Origin of the sequence: Gilliamella sp. ESL0232 (assembly GCF_013346885.1) — a bacterium.
Taxonomy (GTDB): Bacteria; Pseudomonadota; Gammaproteobacteria; order Enterobacterales; family Orbaceae; genus Gilliamella; species Gilliamella bombi.
On record NZ_JAAEDW010000005.1, the window covers coordinates 122,832 to 146,484 of the forward strand.

The window sequence follows — 23,653 nt, forward strand, 5'->3', positions numbered from 1 at the left end:
TGAAGATTATCAATAAAAAATAATAAAGAAATAGTATATTTATTAAGCCTAATCAATTGATATTTATAGATATTTTCGATGAGGTGTCAGGTGTATCAGTTGGCGATAACACCCTGATGAATATTTAATCATGCTAAAATAGCAGATAAGCAAGTTGAGGAACTAATGGTTTACTCTTATACCGAGAAAAAACGAATTCGTAAGAATTTTGGTAAGCGTCCACAAGTCTTGGATATACCGTATCTTCTTTCTATTCAACTTGATTCGTTCCAGAAATTTATTGAGCAAGATCCAGAAGGACAATATGGCTTAGAAGCTGCATTCCGTTCAATATTTCCGATAAAAAGTTATAGTGGTAACGCTGAGTTACAGTACGTGAGCTTTATGATGGGCGAACCTGTGTTTGATGTTAAAGAATGTCAAATTAGAGGGATCACTTACTCAGCACCGTTGCGCGTAAAATTACGTTTAGTTATTTATGATAAAGATGCGCCAGAGGGAACAGTTAAAGATATTAAAGAGCAAGACGTCTATATGGGCGAAATTCCTTTAATGACAGACAATGGTACATTTGTGATAAACGGTACAGAGCGTGTAATCGTATCGCAATTACATCGTAGTCCAGGTGTGTTCTTTGATAGTGATAAAGGTAAAACGCACTCTTCTGGTAAAGTTTTATATAATGCTCGGATTATTCCTTATCGTGGTTCTTGGCTTGATTTTGAATTTGATCCAAAAGATAATCTTTTTGCTCGTATTGACCGTCGTCGTAAACTTCCAGCAACCATTATTTTACGTGCATTAGGTTATGAAACAGAAGAAATTTTAGATATTTTCTTTGAAAAAACTATTTTTGAAGTTAGCAAATCTAAGTTAAAAATGGATCTTATTCCAGAGCGTTTACGTGGTGATACAGCACTATTTGATATTGAGTCAAAAGGTAAAGTTTACGCTGAAAAAGGCCGACGTATTACAGCTCGTCACATTCGTGAGTTAGAAAAAGATAAAGTTAGCAAAATTGATGTACCAGTTGAATATATTGTTAATAAAGTTCTTGCTAAAAATTATGTTGATGAAGAAACAGGTGAGGTAATTGCTTTTGCCAATACACCGATTTCACTAGAACTATTACTTCAATTAACGAATGCTGGCTATAAAAAGATAGAAACATTATTCACTAATGATTTAGATCATGGTGCATTTATTTCTGAGACATTAAATGTTGATTCAACTCGTGACCGACTTGGAGCATTAGTTGAAATTTATCGCATGATGCGTCCAGGTGAGCCACCTACAAAAGAAGCAGCTGAAGCGTTATTTGATAATTTATTCTTTTCTGAAGAACGTTATGATTTATCTGCTGTTGGTCGAATGAAGTTTAACCGTTCATTAGGGCGTGATGACATTGAAGGTGAAAGCGTTTTAACGAAAGATGATATCGTTGACGTAATAAAGAAATTAATCGCTATTCGTAATGGTCACGGTGAAGTTGATGATATCGACCATTTAGGTAATAGACGTATTCGTAGTGTTGGTGAAATGGCAGAAAACCAATTCCGTATTGGTTTAGTTCGTGTTGAACGAGCAGTGAAAGAACGCTTATCTCTAGGTGATCTTGATTCACTAATGCCACAAGATATGATTAATGCTAAACCAATTTCAGCAGCGATTCGTGAATTCTTTGGTTCAAGTCAGTTATCTCAGTTTATGGATCAAAACAATCCACTATCCGAAATTACGCATAAACGTCGTATTTCAGCTTTAGGACCAGGTGGTTTAACGCGTGAACGAGCAGGATTTGAAGTGCGTGACGTACATCCAACGCACTATGGACGTGTCTGTCCAATCGAAACGCCTGAAGGTCCAAACATTGGTTTGATTAATTCATTAGCAGTTTATGCTCGTACCAATGAGTATGGCTTTTTAGAAACACCATACCGTCGTGTTATTGATGGTATTGTAACTGATGAAATTACCTATTTATCAGCGATTGATGAAAGTGAATTTGTAATTGCTCAGGCAAACTCAAATCTTGATGAAAATGGTCGTTTTAAAGAAGATTTAGTAACTTGTCGTTTAAGTGGTGAATCGGGTTTATATAGTCCTGAACAAATTCATTATATGGATGTATCAACTCAACAAATCGTATCAGTTGGTGCTTCATTAATTCCGTTCCTTGAACATGATGATGCGAACCGTGCCTTAATGGGTGCGAACATGCAACGTCAAGCAGTACCAACCTTAAAAGCTGAAAAGCCGTTTGTTGGGACTGGTATGGAACGTGCAGTAGCTGTTGACTCGGGTGTAACAGCGGTTGCTCGTCGTGGTGGTACAGTTCAATATGTTGATGCATCGCGTATTGTGGTTAATGTTAATTCAGATGAAATATATGCTGGTGAAACAGGTATTGATATTTATAACTTAACTAAATATACACGGTCTAACCAAAATACTTGTATTAACCAAATTCCATGTGTGGAATTGGGAGAAAAAGTTGAGCGTGGTGATGTACTTGCAGATGGTCCATCTACTGACTTAGGTGAATTGGCACTAGGGCAAAATATGCGAGTGGCATTTATGCCATGGAATGGTTATAACTTTGAGGATTCTATTTTAGTTTCTGAAAAAGTGGTACAAGACGACCGTTTTACCTCGATTCATATTCAAGAGTTATCTTGTATTTCTCGTGATACAAAATTAGGTGCAGAAGAAATTACTGCGGATATTCCAAACGTAGGTGAAGCAGCACTGTCTAAACTTGATGAATCAGGTATTGTATACATCGGTGCTGAAGTAAAAGGTGGCGATATTCTGGTTGGTAAAGTGACACCTAAAGGTGAAACTCAATTAACGCCAGAAGAAAAATTACTACGTGCTATTTTTGGTGAAAAGGCATCTGACGTTAAAGATACCTCATTACGTGTGCCAAATGGTGTTTCAGGTACTGTTATTGATGTTCAAGTGTTTACTCGTGATGGCGTAGAAAAAGATAAACGTGCAATTGAAATCGAAGAGATGCAACTCAAGCAGGCAAGAAAAGATTTAACTGAAGAACTTAAAATCTTAGAAGCTGCATTGTTTGCTCGAATTCGTGATGTATTAATTTCAGGTGGAATCAAAGCGGATAAATTAGATGCTTTACCACATCAAAAATGGCTAACAATTGGTATCGCAGACGAAGATAAACAAGCTCAATTAGAACAGTTGGCTGAACAGTACGACGAAATAAAAACAGAGTTTAACAAAAAACTTGAAGCTAAACGTATGAAGATTACTCAAGGCGATGATCTACAGCCTGGCGTTCTTAAAATTGTTAAAGTTTACTTGGCAGTTAAACGTCAAATTCAGCCTGGTGATAAGATGGCTGGTCGTCATGGTAACAAAGGGGTTATTTCAAAAATTAACCCAATTGAAGATATGCCTTATGATGAAAAAGGTCGTCCAGTTGATATCGTATTGAATCCGCTAGGTGTTCCGTCCCGTATGAATATTGGACAGATCTTAGAAACTCATTTGGGTATGGCTGCTAAAGGTATTGGTCAGAAGATCGATGCTATGCTAAAAGAACAGCAGGAATTAGCTAAATTACGTGAATTTATACAAAAAGCGTATGATCTTGGTTTAGGTGCTGCGCAAAAAGTTAATGTTGCAGAATTTACTGATCAAGAAGTGATGACTTTAGCACAAAATTTACGTAATGGTATGCCATTAGCAACACCTGTATTTGATGGTGCTAAAGAGCGAGAAATTAAGGCATTACTTGAGCTAGGTGACTTACCAACTTCAGGCCAAATTACTTTGTACGATGGTCGTACAGGTGAAAAATTTGAACGTCCAGTTACTGTAGGTTATATGTATATGCTCAAATTGAATCACTTAGTTGATGACAAAATGCATGCTCGTTCTACTGGTTCATACAGTCTGGTTACTCAACAACCATTGGGTGGTAAAGCTCAATTTGGTGGTCAACGTTTTGGTGAGATGGAAGTATGGGCACTTGAAGCATATGGTGCAGCTTATACCTTACAAGAAATGTTAACCGTTAAATCTGATGACGTAAACGGTCGAACTAAGATGTATAAAAATATTGTAGATGGTGATCATCGTATGGAGCCTGCGATTCCAGAATCATTTAATGTACTATTAAAAGAGATTCGTTCGCTAGGTATAAATATAGAGTTAGATGAAGAGTAATTTTCTCTAACTTAAATGATTTCTATTTATAGGGATAACTTATTAGTAATAATAAGTTATCTAATTGGTTTAACTCCATAGGAGTCAATTGTGAAAGACTTATTAAAGTTTCTAAAAGCACAAACAAAAACTGAAGACTTTGATGCTATCAAGATAGGCCTTGCTTCTCCTGATATGATTCGTTCATGGTCTTTTGGTGAGGTCAAAAAACCTGAAACAATCAATTATCGTACGTTCAAACCTGAACGTGATGGGTTGTTTTGTGCACGTATTTTCGGACCAGTAAAAGATTATGAATGTTTATGTGGAAAATATAAACGTCTAAAACACCGTGGTGTTATTTGTGAAAAATGTGGAGTTGAAGTAACTCAAGCTAAAGTACGTCGTGAACGTATGGGGCACATTGAACTTGCATCTCCAACTGCTCATATCTGGTTTTTAAAATCATTACCTTCTCGCATCGGCTTATTACTTGATATGCCACTTCGCGATATTGAACGAGTGCTTTATTTTGAGTCATTTATGGTTCTTGATGGCGGCATGACTAATTTAGAGCGAGGTCAGATTTTAACTGAAGAGCAATATCTTGACGCGTTAGAAGAGTTTGGTGATGAGTTTGATGCTCGTATGGGTGCTGAAGCTATCCAAGAATTATTGCGTAATATTGATGTGCAAGCAGAATGTGAAGCTCTACGCGATGAGCTAGCAACTACTAATTCTGAAACTAAGCGTAAAAAACTAACTAAACGTATTAAGATTATTGAAGCATTTATTCAATCAGAAAACAAACCTGAATGGATGATCTTAAATGTATTACCTGTGTTGCCACCAGATTTACGTCCATTGGTTCCACTAGATGGTGGGCGTTTTGCAACATCAGATCTAAATGATCTTTACCGTAGAGTTATTAACCGTAATAACCGTTTAAAACGTTTATTGGATTTAGCTGCACCAGATATTATTGTACGTAATGAAAAACGTATGTTACAAGAATCTGTTGACGCATTATTAGATAATGGTCGCCGAGGTCGTGCGATTACAGGTTCTAACAAACGCCCATTAAAATCCCTTGCTGATATGATCAAAGGTAAGCAAGGTCGTTTCCGTCAAAACCTGTTAGGTAAACGTGTTGACTATTCGGGTCGTTCTGTAATTACTGTAGGTCCATACTTGCATTTGCATCAGTGTGGTTTACCAAAGAAAATGGCACTTGAATTATTCAAACCATTTATTTATGGGAAATTAGAACGTCGCGGTTATGCAACAACCATTAAAGCTGCGAAGAAAATGGTTGAGCGTGAAGATGCAATTGTTTGGGATATCTTAGATGAAGTTATTCGTGAACATCCAGTATTATTAAACCGTGCTCCAACATTACATAGATTAGGTATTCAGGCATTTGAACCTATCCTAATTGAAGGTAAAGCGATTCAATTACACCCACTAGTTTGTGCGGCATTTAATGCTGACTTTGATGGTGACCAAATGGCGGTTCACGTTCCATTAACGTTAGAAGCTCAGTTAGAAGCACGTGCGTTAATGATGTCAACCAACAATATTCTTTCACCTGCAAGTGGAGAACCTATTATCGTTCCTTCTCAGGATGTGGTTTTAGGTCTTTACTATATGACTCGTGATAAAATTAATGCCAAAGGCGAAGGCATGGTATTAACTGGTCCTAAAGAAGCTGAAAAGCTATACCGTTTAGGTCTAGTTGAATTACATGCTAAAGTTAAAGTTCGTATTACTGAAAGCCAACGAAATAGTGTAGGTGAGTGGGAAGATACTACCTCGATTGTTGATACAACTGTCGGTCGTGCAATTTTATGGTTAATTATGCCAAAAGGAATGAACTTCTCTGTTATTAATCAACCTCTTGGTAAAAAAGCGATTTCTAAGATTTTAAATATTTGTTATCGCCAATTAGGTATGAAAGATACGGTAATTTTAGCCGACCAAATTATGTACACTGGATTTGCTTATGCAGCACGTTCAGGGGTATCTGTTGGTATTGATGATATGGAGATTCCAGCTAAGAAATCACAAATCATCAATGAAGCTGAAATTGAAGTTGCTGAAATTCAAGAGCAATTCCAATCAGGCTTAGTAACTGCTGGTGAACGTTATAATAAAGTTATCGATATTTGGGCAGCTGCTAATGAACGTGTTGCTAAAGCCATGATGGATAACTTATCAACTGAAAAAGTCATTAACCGTGAAGGTGAAGAGGAAGTTCAATCTTCTTTCAATAGTATTTACATGATGGCTGACTCAGGTGCACGTGGTTCTGCTGCACAGATTCGTCAGCTTGCTGGTATGCGTGGTTTGATGGCAAAACCAGATGGTTCGATTATCGAAACACCTATCACAGCGAATTTCCGTGAAGGATTAAACGTACTTCAATACTTTATTTCTACTCATGGTGCGCGTAAAGGTCTTGCCGATACTGCATTAAAAACAGCAAACTCAGGTTATTTAACTCGACGTTTAGTTGACGTTGCACAAGATCTAGTGGTAATCGAAGACGACTGTGGCACCTTAGAAGGTGTGGTCATGACACCAGTTATTGAAGGTGGTGATGTTAAAGAACCACTTCGTGAGCGTGTATTAGGTCGAGTCACAGCTGAAGATGTATTAAAACCTGGTAGTGCAGATATCTTAATTCCACGTAATACTTTACTTGATGAAAGTAAATGTGACTTACTTGAAGCTGAATCGGTAGATAGCGTTAAAGTACGTTCAGTCGTTTCGTGTGATACTGATTTTGGTGTTTGTGCAAAATGTTATGGACGAGATTTGGCTCGAGGTCATTTGGTTAATAAAGGTGAAGCCATCGGCGTTATTGCTGCGCAGTCAATTGGTGAACCAGGTACTCAGTTAACCATGCGTACGTTCCATATCGGTGGTGCGGCGTCGCGTGCTGCTGCTGAATCAAGTGTGCAAGTTAAAAACAAAGGTAGTATTAAATTAACTAATGCTAAATTTGTAACTAACCCAGATAAGAAATTAGTTATTACTTCGCGTAATGCAGAATTAACGATTATTGATGAATTAGGTCGAATGAAAGAAACCTATAAAGTTCCTTATGGTTCGATTTTAAGTAAAGGTGATGGTGTAACAGTTGATGCGGGTGAAACCGTTGCTAACTGGGATCCGCATACAATGCCAGTTATTTCAGAAGCAAAAGGTTTTGTTCGTTTTGTTGATATGGTTGATGGACAAACTATTACTCGCCAAACTGATGAGTTAACTGGTTTATCATCTATTGTGATATTAGACGTAGCTGAACGAACTGGGGTGGGTAAAGATTTACGTCCAGCAATTAAAATTGTTGATGCTGAAGGTAAAGATATTTATCTTACTGGTACAGAAATGCTTGCACAATACTTTTTACCAGGTAAAGCGTTAGTACAGTTAGAGGATGGTGCAGAAATCAATATTGGTGACACACTTGCTCGTATTCCACAAGCATCTGTTGGTACCAAAGATATCACCGGTGGTTTACCACGTGTTGCTGACCTATTTGAAGCTCGTAAACCAAAAGAGCCTGCTATTTTAGCTGAAATTGATGGTATCATTTCATTTGGTAAAGAAACGAAAGGTAAACGTCGTTTAATTATCACTCCGTTAGATGGTAGTGAACCATATGAGGAAATGATTCCAAAATGGCGTCAACTTAACGTATTTGAAGGTGAACAAGTTGGTCGTGGAGATGTAATTTCTGATGGACCTGAATCGGCTCATGACATTTTACGTCTACGTGGTGTTAATGCTGTAACACGTTATATTGTAAACGAGGTTCAAGAAGTTTATCGTCTACAAGGTGTAAAAATTAACGATAAACACATTGAAGTTATTGTGCGCCAAATGTTACGTAAAGCAACAGTTATCCATCCTGGTGGCTCTCGCTTGCTTGAAGGCGAACAACTTGAAGTTTCACGCTTGAAGATTATCAACCGTGAACTTGAGGCTCAAGGTAAAGAACCGATTGTTTATTTACACGATCTACTTGGTATTACCAAAGCATCATTAACGACTGAATCGTTTATTTCTGCAGCTTCGTTCCAAGAAACGACTCGCGTCTTAACAGAGGCAGCGGTAGCTGGTAAAAATGACGAATTACGTGGCTTAAAAGAAAACGTAATTGTTGGTCGATTAATTCCAGCTGGTACAGGTTATGCTTACCATAAGGAACGTTTACGTAAACGAGCAATGCCATCGACTGATGAGATTCAAACAACAATTTCAGCTGAAGAAGCTACAGCTAATTTAGCTGAGTTACTAAATTCAGCTGAAGAAAATCAATAGTCTCATTATAGATTTGATTCATAAATAGCACGCATAGCGTGCTATTTTTTTATATGATGACTAAAAGTCATAAATATAAAAAGTATAGGCATGTATGTTGTAATGAATCGTCTTTACCTTTCACAAGAGAAAATAGAAGAAAGCTATGCGCTGTTTTCTACAGAGTGGATGTCTAAAGTGGATTTTAAAGCTTAAGTTAATTTTGCACAATTTGCTCATAGTCTTCATAATATAAATAGCTAAGTATAAAAAGATTAATTTTTTAAACATTAAAAAATCAAATAAAATCAATAGCAAACCTGAGCATTTTTGGAAAAATAAACTAATTTTTTAATTTTTACCTATTTTTTACAATGTTTGAATATTATCCTCAATGTATAAATGACAGTATTATCTAATTAATCAAATTATAGAAATTGTATTTTTAAATGTATTTGTGAAGGTCGGGTTTTATGATCTAAATCACAAAATTGAACATAGATTTAATCAATAAATAGTTGTATCAAGAGTAACAATTCTTGCTTATTGCTGTATTTAGCAAACTTTATAATAAATTTCCTCTTGCAGACGGAAAAATTCTCTATCCACATTAAGCCTTGATTGATTTACGCTTATTCTATCCAATTCAAAAAACAATAAGAGATATGTATTAGCTATGAACCCAATAAAATTTCGAATGATCGAGGATAATTTAGAACCAGAGTTAGTTATTGAACAAACCATTACGATCATCAATAGTTGGTTAGTACAGCATCAAATCATACAAAATGATGTTCAAAAAGCGATGTTATTTTCACATGTAAAAGCTATGGTTGAAAGGGCCAAAACATTAGAAACATTACCTGAAGTCGACCCTGGGTTATTTGATGAACTTTCAGAAGAATCTTTAGAACTGGCAAGAAAAACAATAAACTTATTTGATAATTTACCGATAGAAGAAGCATATTTATTGGCAGTTCATTATGAAGTAGCTAAAGCAAATTAAACGATTACTAGACAAGTAAAAAACAATAATTAATAGGAGAAATATTATGGCAGAAGTAGTCATTGTTATCGGCGATAGAATGGGAAAAGGGCAAAAAATTGCGGAGGGAATTAACTCAGTAGAAGGTTGTCGTGCAATCGTCATTCCAGGTATGGCAGCAGATATGAAATTAGGTGATGTAATGAATAAAGAAAATGCCGATTTGGGCCTTTCATTTTGTGGTAGTGGTGGAGCTGGTGCTATTACTGCACAAAATAAATATGGCTATTCACAACGCCATGGTATGCGATCAATTGAGGAAGGTGAAACAGCTATTAATGACGGCTGTAAAGTTCTTGGTTTTGGTTTCATGGACACGGAAGAATTAGGACAACGTGTAGCAAAAGCATTTCTAAAAAAATATCCACGTTCATAAACGGTAAATAAGAATGAAAAAAACAGAACAGAAACTTGTTAGAGTAAAAGGTCATGGTGATTCTAAGCAGCGAGCTTTTGCTATAGCTTTAAGTCAGGTTCAGAAAGAAGTACTCAAAAACATTAATAATATTATGTTGCGAATAGAACCAATTGATATTCAAGTTGTATCAGCAATAGAAAAGATAACAACAGAACGTTTTTTGTTTATCTTTTTGCCAAGGAAAAAGACATTTTATGAAATCACGCTTGATGTATCTGTTAACGTAATTTTTATTGATTTAAATGATATTAAATTTACTTCAAAATAACATAACGTAAAAGGGAAGTTATGGAAATTTTAATTATTGCATTCAAGTCTATTATTATCGGCGGACTTTGTGGTTTTGGGGTCGGTGCGGGAGCTGCTCGAATGTTTCATGCGCCAACTTATCAAGGGATGGGTGCGTTTCGGACATTAGGTGAACTTAATTCTTGTGAAGGTGATCCTGCAGCGCACTTTTCATTTGGTTTAGGGTTTTTTTTTAATGCGTGGGCTTCATCGGTTGCTGCTGGTTCTTTTACTCAAGACGTTGATCATCGCATCATCCCTAACTGGGGTGGAGCTTTATTGATGATAAAAAATCGTAATCTTGCAGAAACCTTACATGATCCTAAAAAAATGGCATTTGCTTGTGCATTTATTGGGATGATTGTGGTGTTATTTTTAAATACAACCACTTCAGTTATTCCTGATTCGCTAAAAATTACTGCAACGAAGGTTCTTGTTCCTGCCGCTAACTTGTTAGTTGCAACGGTTATGCCTGTTATTTTCTGGTTAGCCGCTCTAGATGCAGGGCGTCGTAGTGGATTTTGGGGAACGTTATTTGGTGGGCTTGCACAGTTAATTATGGGCAATGCAGTACCAGGGTTGGTGTTGGGTATATTGATTGGCAAAGGTGTAGATGATAGTGGCTGGAACCGTGTGATGAAAATTATGTTAGTTGCTGTCATTATTTTATTTGTTATGAGTGGATATTTCCGTGGTTTTGATTTGAAGATGATTAACTCGTTTAGAGATGGTTTATCTTATTGGTTTAAATAATATAGGGACACATTATGAATACACAAACAATGGTCAATAAAAGTTTTTGGTATGCCGATTGGTCTTTCCCTATTATTTGTGGGCTATTATCTGCCGGTATTTTTGCTGGAACGCATACATTCTATGTGTACGGTATTGGTGCATTTAATGAAATTGCATTTGTTGCTATGCTCAAATCAGGAATGACCACTGGCGATTATGGCGCTGTTGCGGCTTTTGGTGCTAGTTTTTTATTTGCTCGTGTTATTGAGGGTTCCTTGGTCGGCATTTTAGATATCGGTGGTGCATTGCAAACAGGTATTGGGCTTGGTGTACCTGCGTTACTGCTAGCTGGCGGCTATACTTTACCTATTGAAAATTTTTTTGCAGCGTTAGCAACTGGATTGATATTAGGTGTGCTTATAGGCTTAATTATTATTATTATCCGTAAATTCACTGTCAATAGTGGTGGTGGTTCGACTTTTGGTGCTGATGTCATGATGGGGGCAGGTAATGCATCAGGACGATTTCTTGGTCCTATGATTATTTTATCTGCGATGGTTGCTTCAATTCCTATTGGTACCGGTTCATTATTGGGGGCGCTACTTTTTTATGTATGGAAAAAACCAATCACAGGTGGAGCTATTTTAGGTGCTATGATTTTTGGTGGTATATTTCCAATTTTATAATATTAGTTATTCCCCTCTGTAATTTATTAAATTGCAAAGAGGGGATTCGGAATAAATTATGTATGATTTAATTATAAAAAATGCCAAACAAATTGATGAATCAGTAACAGATATTGCTATTCATCATGGAAAGATTGTTGCGATTGCTAGTTCTATTACAGACCAATCTGAGCGTGTCTTAGATCTACAAAATAAGCACTATATCAGTGCCGGATGGATTGATTCACACACCCATTGTTTTGCTCATTCACCTATTTATCATGATGAGCCTGATTTGATCGGCGTTAAAGCTGGTGTTACTGCGGTTGTTGATGCTGGTAGCATTGGAGCTATCGATGTAGATGAGTTTTATCAATTAGCTCAGCAAGCAAGTACACATGTTTACTCTTTTTTAAATATTTCTAAAATCGGGTTATTAAGGCAAAGTGAACTCGCCGATATACAAGATATTGATGTACCCTTATTTGATGAGGCATTAGCTAAGTATCCCGATTTTATTATTGGGATCAAAGTGCGAATGAGCCGTAGTGTAGTAGGTGAAAATGGCATTTTACCCTTAATTAAAGCTAAAGAAATGCAAAGAAAGAGTGGTTTACCTTTAATGATCCATGTTGGCAATAATCCTCCAGAGCTTGATGAAATTGCTGATTTGTTAACAAAAGGTGACATTATTACACATTGTTTTAATGGTAAACCCAATCAAATCTTTGATAAACAAAATAAACTGCGTGGTTCAATTAAACGAGCAATTGAACGTGGTGTGATATTGGATGTCGGTCATGGTGGTGAAAGTTTTAGTTTTTCAGTAGCAGAACGAGCTAAATGCTTAGATATTTATCCTAATACTATTAGCTCTGATATTTATTCTAAAAATCGTTTACAGGGACCAGTTTTTAGCCTGGCTAATGTGATGACAAAGTTTATCTGTCTTGGTTATAGTCGAAAAAGAATCATTGATAGTGTGACGAAAAATGTGGCACAAGTTTTGCAAATTAAAAATAAAGGTGTTTTATCGGTTGGTTATGATGCAGATTTGACTATTTTTGATATTAGACAGCAAACAGTTTCATTATTAGATTCAGAAGGTGAAGTTAGACAAAGTGATGAGCAATTTGTTCCTCTAGCCTCTATTGTTGCTGATGAGAAAAACCATTTGATACGAATTGAAATAACAGAAGAAGGTAGTAAAAATGAGCTCAGAATCTCAAACTGAAAAAGATGTTTACAGTAAATATAACCTAAAAAAGGTAATTAATGCATCAGGACGAATGACAATTTTAGGTGTTTCAACGCCAAGGCCTGAAGTGGTCGATACTGTATCCCATGGGCTAAATGAATATTTTGAAATTAAAGATTTGGTTGATAAAACAGGCCAATATATTGCTAAATTGCTTAATGTTGAAAATGCGGTGGTAGTATCATGTGCTTCTGCTGGTATTGCCCAAGCTGTTGCTGGATTAATTATTAAGGATGATCGCGATTTATTATTTAATTTACATTCATCTGACAAATATGTCCCCCGTGAAATCATTGTTCCTAAAGGTCATAATGTTAATTTTGGTGCACCAATTGGCACAATGGTTTCTTTAGGTGGAGGGATTATTGTTGAAGCTGGTTATGCCAACGAGTGTAAGCCTGAGCATATTGAATCACTAATTAATCCAGATACTGCCGCAATTTTATATATTAAGTCACATCATTGTGTACAAAAAAGTATGTTGTCGGTTGCACAAACAGCAGCAATTGCAAAAAAACATAATGTCCCATTAATTGTTGATGCAGCGGCAGAAGAAGATTTACAAACTTATTATCAGCAAGGCGCAGATTTGGTTGTTTATAGTGGTGCTAAAGCAATCGAAGGGCCAACTAGTGGTTTGGTTATTGGTCGTCATCAGGCGGTGGAATGGTTAAAACTACAATCACAAGGTATTGGCCGACCAATGAAAGTAGGAAAAGAAGGTATTTTAGGATTAACAAAAGCTATTGAACTTTATATTACTGATAAAAAGACTGAAACAGGACAGCAAATGGTGACTAAAATGACGCCATTTATTGAAAGCCTAAATACACTTGATGGAGTATCAGCCAGAGTCGTTTGGGATGGCGCAGGACGTGATATTGCGCGTGCAGAAATAACGTTTGATGCAAGTGTAATAGGTAAATCTGCAATTGAGATAGTTGACCTGATGAAAAAAGGCGAAATAGCAGTGTATTTCAGAGAATATAAAGCCAATGAAGGTAAAGTTGATGCCGATGTGCGTAGTGTAACATCAGCCCAACTCGATATTATTTACAACAAAATCAAAAATATTATTCAAGGAGCAAAATAATGCAACTGACTCCAAATTATTATAATGATCGTGTTTGTTTAAATGTTTTAGCAAATTCAATCGATAATGCAAAAGAGATTTATGAAGCGGCACAAAGTCATGTAGTTGTTGGTATCTTATCTAAAAACTATTCAGATAATGAATCGGCGATTGAGGATATGCAAAAATACGCTGCAGCTATCGATAATGCTATTTCTGTGGGGCTTGGTGCAGGTGATCCAAATCAGTCAACTATGGTGTCTGAAATTTCAGCGGTACTTCAACCACAGCATATTAACCAAGTTTTCACGGGTGTTGCGACTAGCCGAGCATTGTTAGGACAAAAACAAACAATCATTAATGGTTTAGTTTCGCCGACAGGTAAAGTTGGTTTAGTTAATATTGCAACTGGACCTTTAAGCTCAAATTCGCCAGCAGGAGTTATTCCAGTGGAAACAGCTATCGCTTTACTGAAAGATATGGGCGGCAGTTCAATAAAATATTTTCCTATGGGAGGTCTAAAACATAAAGATGAATTTGAGTATGTGGCTAAGTGTTGTGCTGAGTACGATTTCTATCTTGAGCCGACAGGTGGAATTGATTTAGATAATTATGAAGCAATTTTAAAAATTGCCTTAGATGCAGGTGTAAAAAAAATTATTCCACACATCTATAGTTCTATTATTGACAAAGCGACTGGTGCAACGCGAACCAATGATGTCAAACAACTTTTAGCTATCACACAAAAACTAGTAGGATAAATGATGTCATCTAAAGTGCTTTTCTCTTATCAGCGATTAGCGTATTTATTTGATACTATAAAAAAAGAGACACTACCTCAGCAAGAGTTAGCTAATCGCTTTTCAGTATCTACTCGCACAATTCGTACTGATGTTTCAGCACTTAACGATGTTTTACGTAGTTATGGTGCTCAAGTTGATTATACTAAAAATGTAGGATATCAACTTGTAGTAACCGATCCAGTCAGTTATGCTCAATTGCCTATTACTCAAGCAATTGAGCAAGTACCAAGAACTAGTAAAGAAAGGGTTTCGGCTTTATTGATTGCTTTTTTAACACAGTCCATTTCTGTGAAATTGGATGATATAGCTGATGAGTGGTTTTTAAGTCGCAGTACTTTACAAAATGATGTTATCGAGGTTAAACAATATTTAGATAAGTACAATTTATCTCTTGAAAATCGTCCTTATTATGGGATGTACTTAGTTGGAGAGGAGTCATCAATTCGAGCATGTTTAACTGATATATTGTGGCAACGTCATATGGCAGAAGATACTATAAACGTAAACAGGCTTCGTCAGACAATATTAAATGATATTGATTTAGATTATCTTGAAAAGATTTTACAAAACCAACTTGAACGTTTTGAACTAAAGTTAAATGCTGAAGGACAGGGATATTTGCTTTACAGTTGCGCTGTATCTATTACTCGTATTACTCAAGGTTATGAGCTGCTTGAATATCAAGTTGATCAAATTAATACAACAGTTATTAGTGCTGCACGTGAAATTTCAGAAGAGTTTTCATATTTTTTAGGCAGTGTACTTTGTGATGCGGAATTTAATTATCTGTGTGTACAAATTATTTCTCGAATAATAACAGAATCCCCAAATCAAGCAAAAAGTTTGGCGTTAGTTGAGCATATATTATCTTATATTAATGATACATATCACTATAATTTATGGGATGATACTAAATTACGCCAAGATATGCTGATTCATACGTCATCAATGTTATCTAGGATAAAATATCAAATAAGAACAACCAATCCTTTATTGCATGAAATTAAACAATATTATCCATTTGCTTATGATATTACGCTTTCTGCGTTAACTAATACAGAAAAATACACTGAATCAAAAATGACAGAGGATGAAATAAGTTATTTAGCCTTACATATTGGTGTAGCATTGGAGCGAAATTATAGTGCAGGGCATGAAAGATTTGCACAAATTCTATTAGTTAGTGAGCTCAGTAACTCAACTTTGCGTATGGTTGAATCAAAAATTAAGAGAGATTTTCCGCATATCCAAATTAATCGTACACTTTCCTATCGAGAGTATGAGCAATTAACACAAATAGAAGAGGATTTTGTTGTATCAACTGTTCGCTTAACCGAAAAAGACAAACAAATTGTCAAAATAGCACCATTTCCGACAGCTTATCAGCTTGAACAATTAGGGCGATTGGCAATGGTTGACCGAAAAATGCCTTATATTATTGAACGTTTTTTTGATGAAAAGTTCTTTATTATTATTGATAAGCCAATGACACAAAAAGAAATTTTTAAAAGTATTTGTGTAAGGCTTGAACAATCAGGATATGTTGGTGGTGATTTTTATCCATCACTTGTTGAGCGGGAAGAAATAGTCTCTACATTATTAGGTGAAAATATTGCTATTCCTCATTCAGTTGGATTGTTGGCAAAAAAAACTGTAGTTACGACTATTTTAGCACCACAAGGTATTGTTTGGGATAAAAATGAAGTTGCGCATGTTATTTTTTTATTAGCAATTAGCAAAGATGAATATGAAGATGCTATGCGAATATATAATTTGTTTGTAAACTTTGTCAAAGAAAAGTCTACCAAACGTTTATTAGATAGCAGAACTTTTGATGATTTTCGAGCGATTATGAAAGATAGTTTGTGTCGATTATCATAATAAATGAAAAGACCAAAATGACAACTTTTATACTGAAATATGGGTGTTTTCTGAAAAAACTTTGCAAGAAAAAAATAATCATTAACAAAATGAATATTAAAGTAATAATCAACAACTAAAACAAATTATATTGTGTGATCCCATTGACGAAACCTTGATTTAAAGGTAATATGCGCGCCTTATGGCATTGTGTAGTTTTTAACTACACTAAAAAAATTTTTTTAAGGTAGTATGCATATCTTATGCAAAATAAATTACCATTTACTATTGATCCGATTAAATCGGCACAAAAACGACTTGATTATATTGGATATTATCCACTTCAAGCGGTAAATAGGGTTGATAGCCCAAAAAGTGATATTGAGTGTAGTTTGTCTTTTTATTATGATGAACAAAAACTCTGCATTATCAATATTGATGCAAAATTAACGTTAGAACAAACTTGTCAACGTTGTTTTAAACCTTTTGTCACTGAAGTTCATGTGACGAATAAATTTAGTCCTGTTAAGAGCGATGCTCAAGCAGAGACGCTACCGGAACATTATGAACCCGTTTTGATGAACGAGTTTGGTGAAGTAGATATATTAGCGTTACTTGAGGACGAAATTATTCTCTCGTTACCAATTGCGCCGGTACATGATAGTAAACACTGCGAAGTGTCAGAGGCAGATATGGTATTTGGTGAAATTCCTACTGAGAATGAAAAAACAAATCCATTTGCAATTTTAGTTAGTTTAAAGAATAAGGGGTAAATCCATGGCTGTTCAACAGAATCGTAAAACTCGTGCAAAACGTGGTATGCGTCGTTCTCATGATGCATTAACTGTTGCTAATATCTCAGTTGATGAATCAGGTAAAACACATTTGCGTCATCACGTAACCGCTGATGGTTATTATCGTGGTCGTAAAGTGATTTCTAAATAATTATTTAGTAATTAGAAATCCTCAGGTGACATTTTGGATAATCTAACCATTGCGTTAGATGCTATGAGCGGGGACTTCGGTCCTCGTATTGTTGTTCCTGCTGCAATACAAGCACTAAATAATTATCCAACTCTTTCAATTTTTCTGGTAGGGTGTCTAACAGAAATCAATCTTTTTTTGCCTAAAGAAAAAGCAAAGTTAATTACTCAATACCAACAAGAAGGTCGATTAATGTTGATAGAATCGACATCAGTAATAGCTAATGATATGAAACCTTCTTATGCAATTCGTCATAGTCAAGGATCTTCTATGAGAATTGCGCTTGAACTAGTTAAAGATAATAAAGCTCAAGCATGTGTAAGTGCCGGTAATACTGGTGCGTTAATGGGGCTGTCAAAACTACTTTTGCATTCATTGACGGGTATAGATCGTCCTGCACTCGTCGCTATAGTTCCAGCATTAAACAATCAAAATACAGTAGTATTGGATTTAGGAGCTAATGCTGAGTGTGATAGTGATATGTTAGTTCAGTTTGCGATAATGGGTGAAATTTTAGCTAAAACAGTGCTTAATATTGAATATCCTCGTGTTGCATTACTTAATATTGGTGAAGAAGACATTAAAGGTTTGGATAAAATTCGTGCGGCTTCTGCTATTTTGAAATCAAATAACAAAATTAATTATATCGGTTATTTAGAAGGTAACGAACTTTTAACGGGTAAAACCGATGTACTTGTTTGTGATGGTTTTGTGGGTAATGTAACGTTAAAAACAGTAGAAGGTTTAATAAAAATTTTTATGTCTTCTTTTAAATTATCGTTAGGTCATCATTCACTATTATTGAAATTATTGAGTAAATGGCTACAAAGGAAAATTGCAAAAAATTTTGGTTATTTAGATCCCGGACGATATAATGGCGCTTGCTTGCTTGGACTTCGAAGTATTGTGATTAAAAGTCACGGTAGTGCCAATCAAAAATCATTTTATGCAGCAATAGAACAAGCTATTTTGGCTATACAAACAAATATACCTGAGAAGATTGCAACGAGCCTTTCTTCCGCACTACCCAAGAGCGAATAATTAGATGTATACAAAGATATTAGGAACTGGGAGTTATCTTCCAAAACAGATAAGAACTAATGCAGATCTTGAAAAAATGGTTGATACCAGTGATGAATGGATCACAACGCGTACTGGTATTAAAGAAAGACGTATCGCAGAGCCAGATGAAACAGTAACGAGCATGGCTTATGAAGCTGCTATAAATGCAATTGAAATGGCCAATATCGATAAAGAAGAAATAGGTATGATTATTGTTGCAACAGCAACTTCGGGCAATGCATTTCCAAGTTCTGCAACAGAATTACAAGCTAAATTAGGTATTGGTGATGTCGTTGCTTTTGACGTGTCAGCTGCTTGTTCTGGGTTTATTTATGCGCTTGATATTGCTGACAAATATGTTAAAAGTGGTGCAATTAAAAATGCTTTAGTTGTTGGTTCTGACATGTTAACCCGTGGTGTTGATCCAAATGATCGAGGCACCATTATCATTTTTGGGGATGGTGCAGGAGCGGTTGTTGTTGGTGCATCAGAAGAACCTGGTATTATTGCTTCGCATCTCCATGCTGATGGTCGTTATGGTGATTTATTAAAATATCCATATGTTGATCGCCGTAATATGAATGATCCTGTTTATATGACAATGCATGGCAATGAAGTGTTTAAAGTGGCAGTTAAAGAGCTATCAAATTTGGTTGACGAGCTTTTAACTGAAAACACGCTCAATAAAGCAGATTTAGATTGGTTAGTTCCGCATCAAGCTAATTTAAGAATTATTTCTGCAACCGCAAAACGCTTAGATATGGATATGAATAAAGTTATTGTCACATTAGATAAGCAGGGCAATACTTCTGCTGCTTCTGTGCCTTGTGCTTTAGATACTGGTGTAAGAGATGGACGAATTCAACGAGGTCATCTAATTTTATTAGAAGCCTTTGGTGGCGGATTTGTTTGGGGATCTGCACTAGTTAGATTTTAGTTTATGAAGTATTTTTAATGATCAAGGATTTAAGAATGACCAAATTTGCAATGGTATTTCCAGGACAAGGCTCTCAAGCTGTCGGTATGTTAAAAGATCTTGCTGATAATTTTCCGATTGTCAAATCAACATTTGATGAAGCTTCTGATGTGTTAGGTTATGATTTGTGGGATTTAGTACAAAAAGGCCCAGTTGAAGAACTAAATAAAACATGGCAGACACAACCAGCACTACTTGCTTCATCTGTTGCAATATTTAGAGTCTGGCAAAGTGTTAATGGTACTCAACCTGATTTTATGGCTGGTCATAGTTTAGGCGAATATTCTGCTTTAGTTTGTGCAGGCGTGATTGAGTTTAAAGATGCGATTAAATTAGTCGAATTACGCGGAAAATTAATGCAAGAAGCCGTGCCAAGCGGCACAGGTGCAATGTACGCTATTATTGGATTAGATAACGAATCAATTAGCAAAGCATGTGAACAAGCGGCTCAAGGGCAGATTGTTGCGCCAGTGAATTTTAATTCACCTGGTCAAGTAGTTATTGCTGGTAATAAGGAAGCTGTTGAACGTGCAGGCTCACTATGTAAAGATGCGGGTGCTAAGCGTGCATTACCGCTTTCTGTTAGCGTACCATCACATTGTGCGTTAATGAAGCCAGCAGCTGACAAATTAGCGACTACATTAAATGATATTGAATTTAATACACCAAAGTTTGCTGTTATCAATAATGTCGACGTTAAAGTTGAAACATCTGCAGAAAAAATTAAAACTGCATTAATTGCTCAGCTTTACAGCCCTGTACGTTGGACTGAAACTGTTGAATATATGGCAAAACAAGATGTAAAACTTTTAATCGAAATGGGCCCTGGGAAAGTGTTAACGGGATTAACTAAACGTATTGTTGATACACTTTCTGGTCTTGTGGTTAATGATAAAGTATCATTAGAAACGGCATTAGAAAACACAAAGTAAAATGGTAAAAGAGGTGGTTATGAACCTATCAGGAAAAATTGCTTTAGTTACGGGAGCAAGTCGTGGAATTGGTAAAGCAATTGCAGAAAAATTAGTTGCTTGTGGCGCAACTGTTATTGGTACGGCAACAACAGAAAAAGGTGCTGAAGCTATTAGCCATTACTTAGGAGCAAATGGTAAAGGTCTTGCTTTAAATGTGACAGATCAAACATCAATTGAGTCAGTTATTGGTGCAATTAAGGCTGAATTTGGTGATATTGATATTTTGGTTAATAACGCAGGTATTACTCGTGATAATTTATTAATGCGAATGAAAGAAGACGAATGGCAAGATATTTTGAATACAAATTTAACATCTGTTTTTCGCTTATCTAAAGCATTATTGCGCACAATGATGAAAAAACGCTATGGAAGAATTGTAACCATTGGCTCAGTAGTAGGCACAATGGGAAATGCGGGCCAAGCTAACTATGCTGCAGCTAAAGCTGGATTAATTGGTTTTAGTAAATCATTAGCACGTGAAGTTGCATCACGAGGTATTACTGTTAACGTGGTTGCACCTGGTTTTATCGCAACTGATATGACCAATGCATTAACCGATGAACAAAAATCTTTAACATTAGCACAAGTTCCTGCTGGACGATTAGGTGAACCAACAGAAATAGCTAATGCAGTAGCATTTTTAGTATCAGATGAAGCATCTTATATTACTGGTGAAACTTTACATGTCAATGGTGGCATGTATATGGTGTAATTGGTTAGAATAGTGTAAAATGAGCCATTATTTTAACGTTTTGAACAAAAACTAAGCAATTGGGTTGGAAAATGATTGGCATCTTTTTCAACATTTTATAAACTTACATTCACCGCCACTTTCGGCGATTTTTATAGGAAAAAAAAGAGTATGAGCACTATTGAAGAGCGAGTTAAGAAAATTATTGTTGAGCAACTTGGTGTAAAAGGGGAAGAAGTTAAAAACGAATCTTCTTTCATTGAAGATCTTGGCGCTGACTCTCTTGATACAGTTGAATTAGTTATGGCTTTAGAGGAAGAATTTGATACTGAAATTCCTGACGAAGAAGCTGAAAAAATTACAACTGTTCAATCTGCAATTGATTATATTACTGCAAATCAATAAGGTTAGTAGAGTTTTTATGATAGGCGGTCAAATGATCGCCTAGTTTGTATTTATATCTTTAATTGTTAAATTAAAAATAAGTCGGTATAAATCTTTAGAAAACTCAAAATAAAATTTTTCAATGATTCAAATTTCATTTCAATCCTTTCCTGGAGGGCAATGTGTCTAAACGCAGAGTTGTTGTTACTGGAATGGGCATGATATCTCCTGTAGGTAATACAGTTGAATCCACTTGGCAAGCTTTATTAGCTGGGCAAAGTGGTGTTGAACTCATAGAGCACTTTGATACAGCCCCTTTCGCAACGCGCTTCGCAGCGATGGTTAAAAACTTTAATGGCGAAGATTATAATATTTCACGCAAAGATGCACGTAAAATGGATTATTTTATCCAATATGGCATTGCTGCAGGTATGCAGGCAATGCAAGATGCAGGCATTGAAATCACGAATGAAAACGCAGAACGAATCGGTTGTGCTATAGGTTCTGGTATTGGTGGGCTTGGGTTGATTGAAGAAAACCACAGTGCATTAGTAAATGGTGGACCACGCAAAATTAGCCCGTTTTTTGTACCATCAACAATTGTTAATATGATTGCAGGCCACTTATCTATTATTTATGGATTAAAAGGACCGAGTATTACTATTGCAACAGCTTGTTCTTCAGGTGTTCATAATATTGGTCATGCTGCACGCATGATTGCTTATGGTGATGCAGATGCGATGTTAGCGGGTGGTGGCGAAAAAGCGAGTACCCCATTGGGTATCGGTGGTTTTGGTGCAGCTCGTGCTTTATCAACTAATAACGACAATCCTAAAGCAGCAAGCCGTCCTTGGGATAAAGACCGTGATGGTTTTGTGTTGGGTGATGGTGCAGGAATCATGTTCTTAGAAGAATATGAACATGCCAAAAAACGCGGAGCTAAGATTTACGCTGAACTAGTTGGATTTGGTATGAGTGGTGATGCTTATCATATGACTTCGCCTCCAGCCGATGGTAGTGGTGCGGCCTTAGCAATGAAATGTGCACTTCGTGATGCAGGTATTGCTCCAGAACAGGTTGGTTATATTAATGCTCATGGTACATCGACCCCCGCTGGTGATAAGGCTGAAACCCAAGCGGTAAAAAGTATTTTTAAAGAAAATGCTAGCAAAGTGATGGTGAGTTCAACTAAATCTATGATAGGGCATTTATTGGGTGCAGCTGGTGCAGTTGAGTCAATTTTCACTGTCCTAGCATTACGTGATCAAGCTGTTCCGCCGACAATTAATCTTGATAATCCTGGTGAGGGATGTGATCTTGATTATGTTCCTCATACAGCGCGTCAGGTTAAAAATTTAGAATATGCACTTTGTAACTCTTTTGGTTTTGGCGGAACCAATGGTTCGGTCCTATTTAAAAAAATATAATTTTAATTATTTTCCCATCACTAAAAATGGTGGGAATTTATTCATCTCTTGTTAATGTGTTGTCAATAATAGTCCATTTTTATTAAGTAAAAATGTAGCGTATTCCTCATTTTTCTAACATTCTATTTGGTAAATTGAATGTTAAAGCTTGTTTTATATTTATATCAACAAATATATTTTCTCCTTGATTGGAGACGATATGTTTAGTGTATGTTCAAATTTTATTCTTATATTTTAGAAGCTTTAAATGTGGCGAATGCCTGCTGCTCATGCCATTCATAATGGCTTTACTGTATCAGAAACAACGCATGATTATTGGCTGGAGAAACAGTAGCGATAGGTACATTGGTAATGTTAATCGATAGTAATTCAGATATGATTGAAACTGTATATAATTTCTGCGAATCTGTCGGTTTATCAACCATGCTGGCTGAATTTGGCTTAGCTAATACCAGTGATGAAGAGTTGATGAAAATCGTTATAAAAGTAGCAACTACAGAGGGACTACGTCGTAAATAGTTTTGCACTTT

General features: G+C 36.1%; 20 protein-coding genes. All 20 read left to right on the forward strand.

Annotated elements, in window-relative coordinates; translation table 11 throughout:
- Window positions 1-165 precede the first annotated feature (165 nt).
- The 20 genes from rpoB to GYW75_RS07075 all read left to right on the forward strand — a co-directional run bounded on the left by rpoB (window position 166) and on the right by GYW75_RS07075 (window position 23,642).
- Entirely contained in the window at window positions 166-4,194 is a 4,029-nt protein-coding gene (rpoB, locus tag GYW75_RS06980; RefSeq protein WP_174798861.1) for a DNA-directed RNA polymerase subunit beta, read from the forward strand.
- Between the two features lie 90 nt (window positions 4,195-4,284).
- Complete coding sequence (gene rpoC / locus GYW75_RS06985; RefSeq protein WP_085163874.1) at window positions 4,285-8,502, forward strand: DNA-directed RNA polymerase subunit beta'; 4,218 nt, start codon at window positions 4,285-4,287, stop codon at window positions 8,500-8,502.
- 655 nt (window positions 8,503-9,157) lie between these two features.
- The gene (locus GYW75_RS06990) at window positions 9,158-9,487 is read left to right on the forward strand and encodes a hypothetical protein (RefSeq protein WP_174798862.1); all 330 of its coding nucleotides are present in this window, start codon (window positions 9,158-9,160) and stop codon (window positions 9,485-9,487) included.
- Window positions 9,488-9,533: 46 nt separating this feature from the next.
- A complete protein-coding gene (locus GYW75_RS06995) occupies window positions 9,534-9,902 on the forward strand; it encodes an SFCGS family glycine-rich protein (protein ID WP_034910428.1) in 369 nt (122 codons plus the stop codon).
- A 13-nt stretch (window positions 9,903-9,915) separates the two neighbouring features.
- Window positions 9,916-10,212, forward strand: a complete 297-nt coding sequence (locus tag GYW75_RS07000; RefSeq protein ID WP_174798863.1) for a DUF4312 family protein — start codon at window positions 9,916-9,918, stop codon at window positions 10,210-10,212.
- Window positions 10,213-10,232: 20 nt separating this feature from the next.
- On the forward strand, window positions 10,233-10,985 hold the full coding sequence (locus GYW75_RS07005; RefSeq protein ID WP_034910435.1) for a DUF4311 domain-containing protein: 753 nt from the start codon (window positions 10,233-10,235) through the stop codon (window positions 10,983-10,985).
- 29 nt (window positions 10,986-11,014) lie between these two features.
- Window positions 11,015-11,653 carry a DUF4310 family protein gene (locus GYW75_RS07010; RefSeq protein WP_065589668.1) on the forward strand — a complete coding sequence of 213 codons (639 nt, stop codon included), beginning with the start codon at window positions 11,015-11,017 and terminating at the stop codon, window positions 11,651-11,653.
- A 58-nt stretch (window positions 11,654-11,711) separates the two neighbouring features.
- A complete protein-coding gene (locus GYW75_RS07015; protein ID WP_174798864.1) occupies window positions 11,712-12,866 on the forward strand; it encodes an amidohydrolase/deacetylase family metallohydrolase in 1,155 nt (384 codons plus the stop codon).
- On the forward strand, window positions 12,844-13,983 hold the full coding sequence (locus GYW75_RS07020) for a DgaE family pyridoxal phosphate-dependent ammonia lyase (RefSeq protein WP_065589632.1): 1,140 nt from the start codon (window positions 12,844-12,846) through the stop codon (window positions 13,981-13,983). The genes GYW75_RS07015 and GYW75_RS07020 overlap by 23 nt, the downstream gene beginning before the upstream one ends.
- Complete coding sequence (gene dagF / locus GYW75_RS07025; RefSeq protein WP_065589631.1) at window positions 13,983-14,723, forward strand: 2-dehydro-3-deoxy-phosphogluconate aldolase; 741 nt, start codon at window positions 13,983-13,985, stop codon at window positions 14,721-14,723. The genes GYW75_RS07020 and dagF overlap by 1 nt, the downstream gene beginning before the upstream one ends.
- Window positions 14,724-14,726: 3 nt before the next feature.
- On the forward strand, window positions 14,727-16,646 hold the full coding sequence (locus tag GYW75_RS07030) for a BglG family transcription antiterminator (protein WP_174798865.1): 1,920 nt from the start codon (window positions 14,727-14,729) through the stop codon (window positions 16,644-16,646).
- A 242-nt stretch (window positions 16,647-16,888) separates the two neighbouring features.
- A complete protein-coding gene (yceD, locus tag GYW75_RS07035; RefSeq protein WP_065561382.1) occupies window positions 16,889-17,398 on the forward strand; it encodes a 23S rRNA accumulation protein YceD in 510 nt (169 codons plus the stop codon).
- A 4-nt stretch (window positions 17,399-17,402) separates the two neighbouring features.
- Window positions 17,403-17,570 carry a 50S ribosomal protein L32 gene (rpmF, locus tag GYW75_RS07040; RefSeq protein ID WP_025316508.1) on the forward strand — a complete coding sequence of 56 codons (168 nt, stop codon included), beginning with the start codon at window positions 17,403-17,405 and terminating at the stop codon, window positions 17,568-17,570.
- Between the two features lie 33 nt (window positions 17,571-17,603).
- Window positions 17,604-18,650, forward strand: a complete 1,047-nt coding sequence (plsX, locus tag GYW75_RS07045) for a phosphate acyltransferase PlsX (protein WP_081298000.1) — start codon at window positions 17,604-17,606, stop codon at window positions 18,648-18,650.
- A gap of 4 nt (window positions 18,651-18,654) precedes the next feature.
- Window positions 18,655-19,608: a beta-ketoacyl-ACP synthase III gene (locus GYW75_RS07050; RefSeq protein WP_174798866.1), complete on the forward strand. Its 954-nt coding sequence runs from the start codon at window positions 18,655-18,657 to the stop codon at window positions 19,606-19,608.
- A gap of 35 nt (window positions 19,609-19,643) precedes the next feature.
- Complete coding sequence (gene fabD / locus GYW75_RS07055; protein ID WP_174798867.1) at window positions 19,644-20,579, forward strand: ACP S-malonyltransferase; 936 nt, start codon at window positions 19,644-19,646, stop codon at window positions 20,577-20,579.
- Window positions 20,580-20,598: 19 nt separating this feature from the next.
- Complete coding sequence (gene fabG, locus GYW75_RS07060) at window positions 20,599-21,333, forward strand: 3-oxoacyl-ACP reductase FabG (RefSeq protein ID WP_174798868.1); 735 nt, start codon at window positions 20,599-20,601, stop codon at window positions 21,331-21,333.
- Between the two features lie 150 nt (window positions 21,334-21,483).
- Window positions 21,484-21,717 carry an acyl carrier protein gene (acpP, locus tag GYW75_RS07065; RefSeq protein WP_174798869.1) on the forward strand — a complete coding sequence of 78 codons (234 nt, stop codon included), beginning with the start codon at window positions 21,484-21,486 and terminating at the stop codon, window positions 21,715-21,717.
- Window positions 21,718-21,878: 161 nt separating this feature from the next.
- Window positions 21,879-23,123, forward strand: a complete 1,245-nt coding sequence (gene fabF, locus GYW75_RS07070) for a beta-ketoacyl-ACP synthase II (protein ID WP_174798870.1) — start codon at window positions 21,879-21,881, stop codon at window positions 23,121-23,123.
- Window positions 23,124-23,474: 351 nt separating this feature from the next.
- On the forward strand, window positions 23,475-23,642 hold the full coding sequence (locus GYW75_RS07075) for a hypothetical protein (RefSeq protein ID WP_167370036.1): 168 nt from the start codon (window positions 23,475-23,477) through the stop codon (window positions 23,640-23,642).
- Window positions 23,643-23,653: the final 11 nt, after the last annotated feature.

Bases quoted from the DNA above. Each gene is read 5' to 3' on its own strand.
- GYW75_RS07010 (WP_065589668.1), top strand. From the start codon at position 11,015: ATGGTCAATAAAAGTTTTTGGTATGCCGATTGGTCTTTCCCTATTATT.
- rpmF (WP_025316508.1), top strand. From the start codon at position 17,403: ATGGCTGTTCAACAGAATCGTAAAACTCGTGCAAAACGTGGTATGCGT.
- GYW75_RS06995 (WP_034910428.1), top strand. From the start codon at position 9,534: ATGGCAGAAGTAGTCATTGTTATCGGCGATAGAATGGGAAAAGGGCAA.
- acpP (WP_174798869.1), top strand. From the start codon at position 21,484: ATGAGCACTATTGAAGAGCGAGTTAAGAAAATTATTGTTGAGCAACTT.
- GYW75_RS07075 (WP_167370036.1), top strand. From the start codon at position 23,475: ATGTTAATCGATAGTAATTCAGATATGATTGAAACTGTATATAATTTC.
- GYW75_RS06990 (WP_174798862.1), top strand. From the start codon at position 9,158: ATGAACCCAATAAAATTTCGAATGATCGAGGATAATTTAGAACCAGAG.
- GYW75_RS07050 (WP_174798866.1), top strand. From the start codon at position 18,655: ATGTATACAAAGATATTAGGAACTGGGAGTTATCTTCCAAAACAGATA.
- fabG (WP_174798868.1), top strand. From the start codon at position 20,599: ATGAACCTATCAGGAAAAATTGCTTTAGTTACGGGAGCAAGTCGTGGA.
- GYW75_RS07015 (WP_174798864.1), top strand. From the start codon at position 11,712: ATGTATGATTTAATTATAAAAAATGCCAAACAAATTGATGAATCAGTA.
- GYW75_RS07005 (WP_034910435.1), top strand. From the start codon at position 10,233: ATGGAAATTTTAATTATTGCATTCAAGTCTATTATTATCGGCGGACTT.
- GYW75_RS07020 (WP_065589632.1), top strand. From the start codon at position 12,844: ATGAGCTCAGAATCTCAAACTGAAAAAGATGTTTACAGTAAATATAAC.
- rpoB (WP_174798861.1), top strand. From the start codon at position 166: ATGGTTTACTCTTATACCGAGAAAAAACGAATTCGTAAGAATTTTGGT.
- yceD (WP_065561382.1), top strand. From the start codon at position 16,889: ATGCAAAATAAATTACCATTTACTATTGATCCGATTAAATCGGCACAA.
- fabD (WP_174798867.1), top strand. From the start codon at position 19,644: ATGACCAAATTTGCAATGGTATTTCCAGGACAAGGCTCTCAAGCTGTC.
- dagF (WP_065589631.1), top strand. From the start codon at position 13,983: ATGCAACTGACTCCAAATTATTATAATGATCGTGTTTGTTTAAATGTT.
- GYW75_RS07000 (WP_174798863.1), top strand. From the start codon at position 9,916: ATGAAAAAAACAGAACAGAAACTTGTTAGAGTAAAAGGTCATGGTGAT.
- GYW75_RS07030 (WP_174798865.1), top strand. From the start codon at position 14,727: ATGTCATCTAAAGTGCTTTTCTCTTATCAGCGATTAGCGTATTTATTT.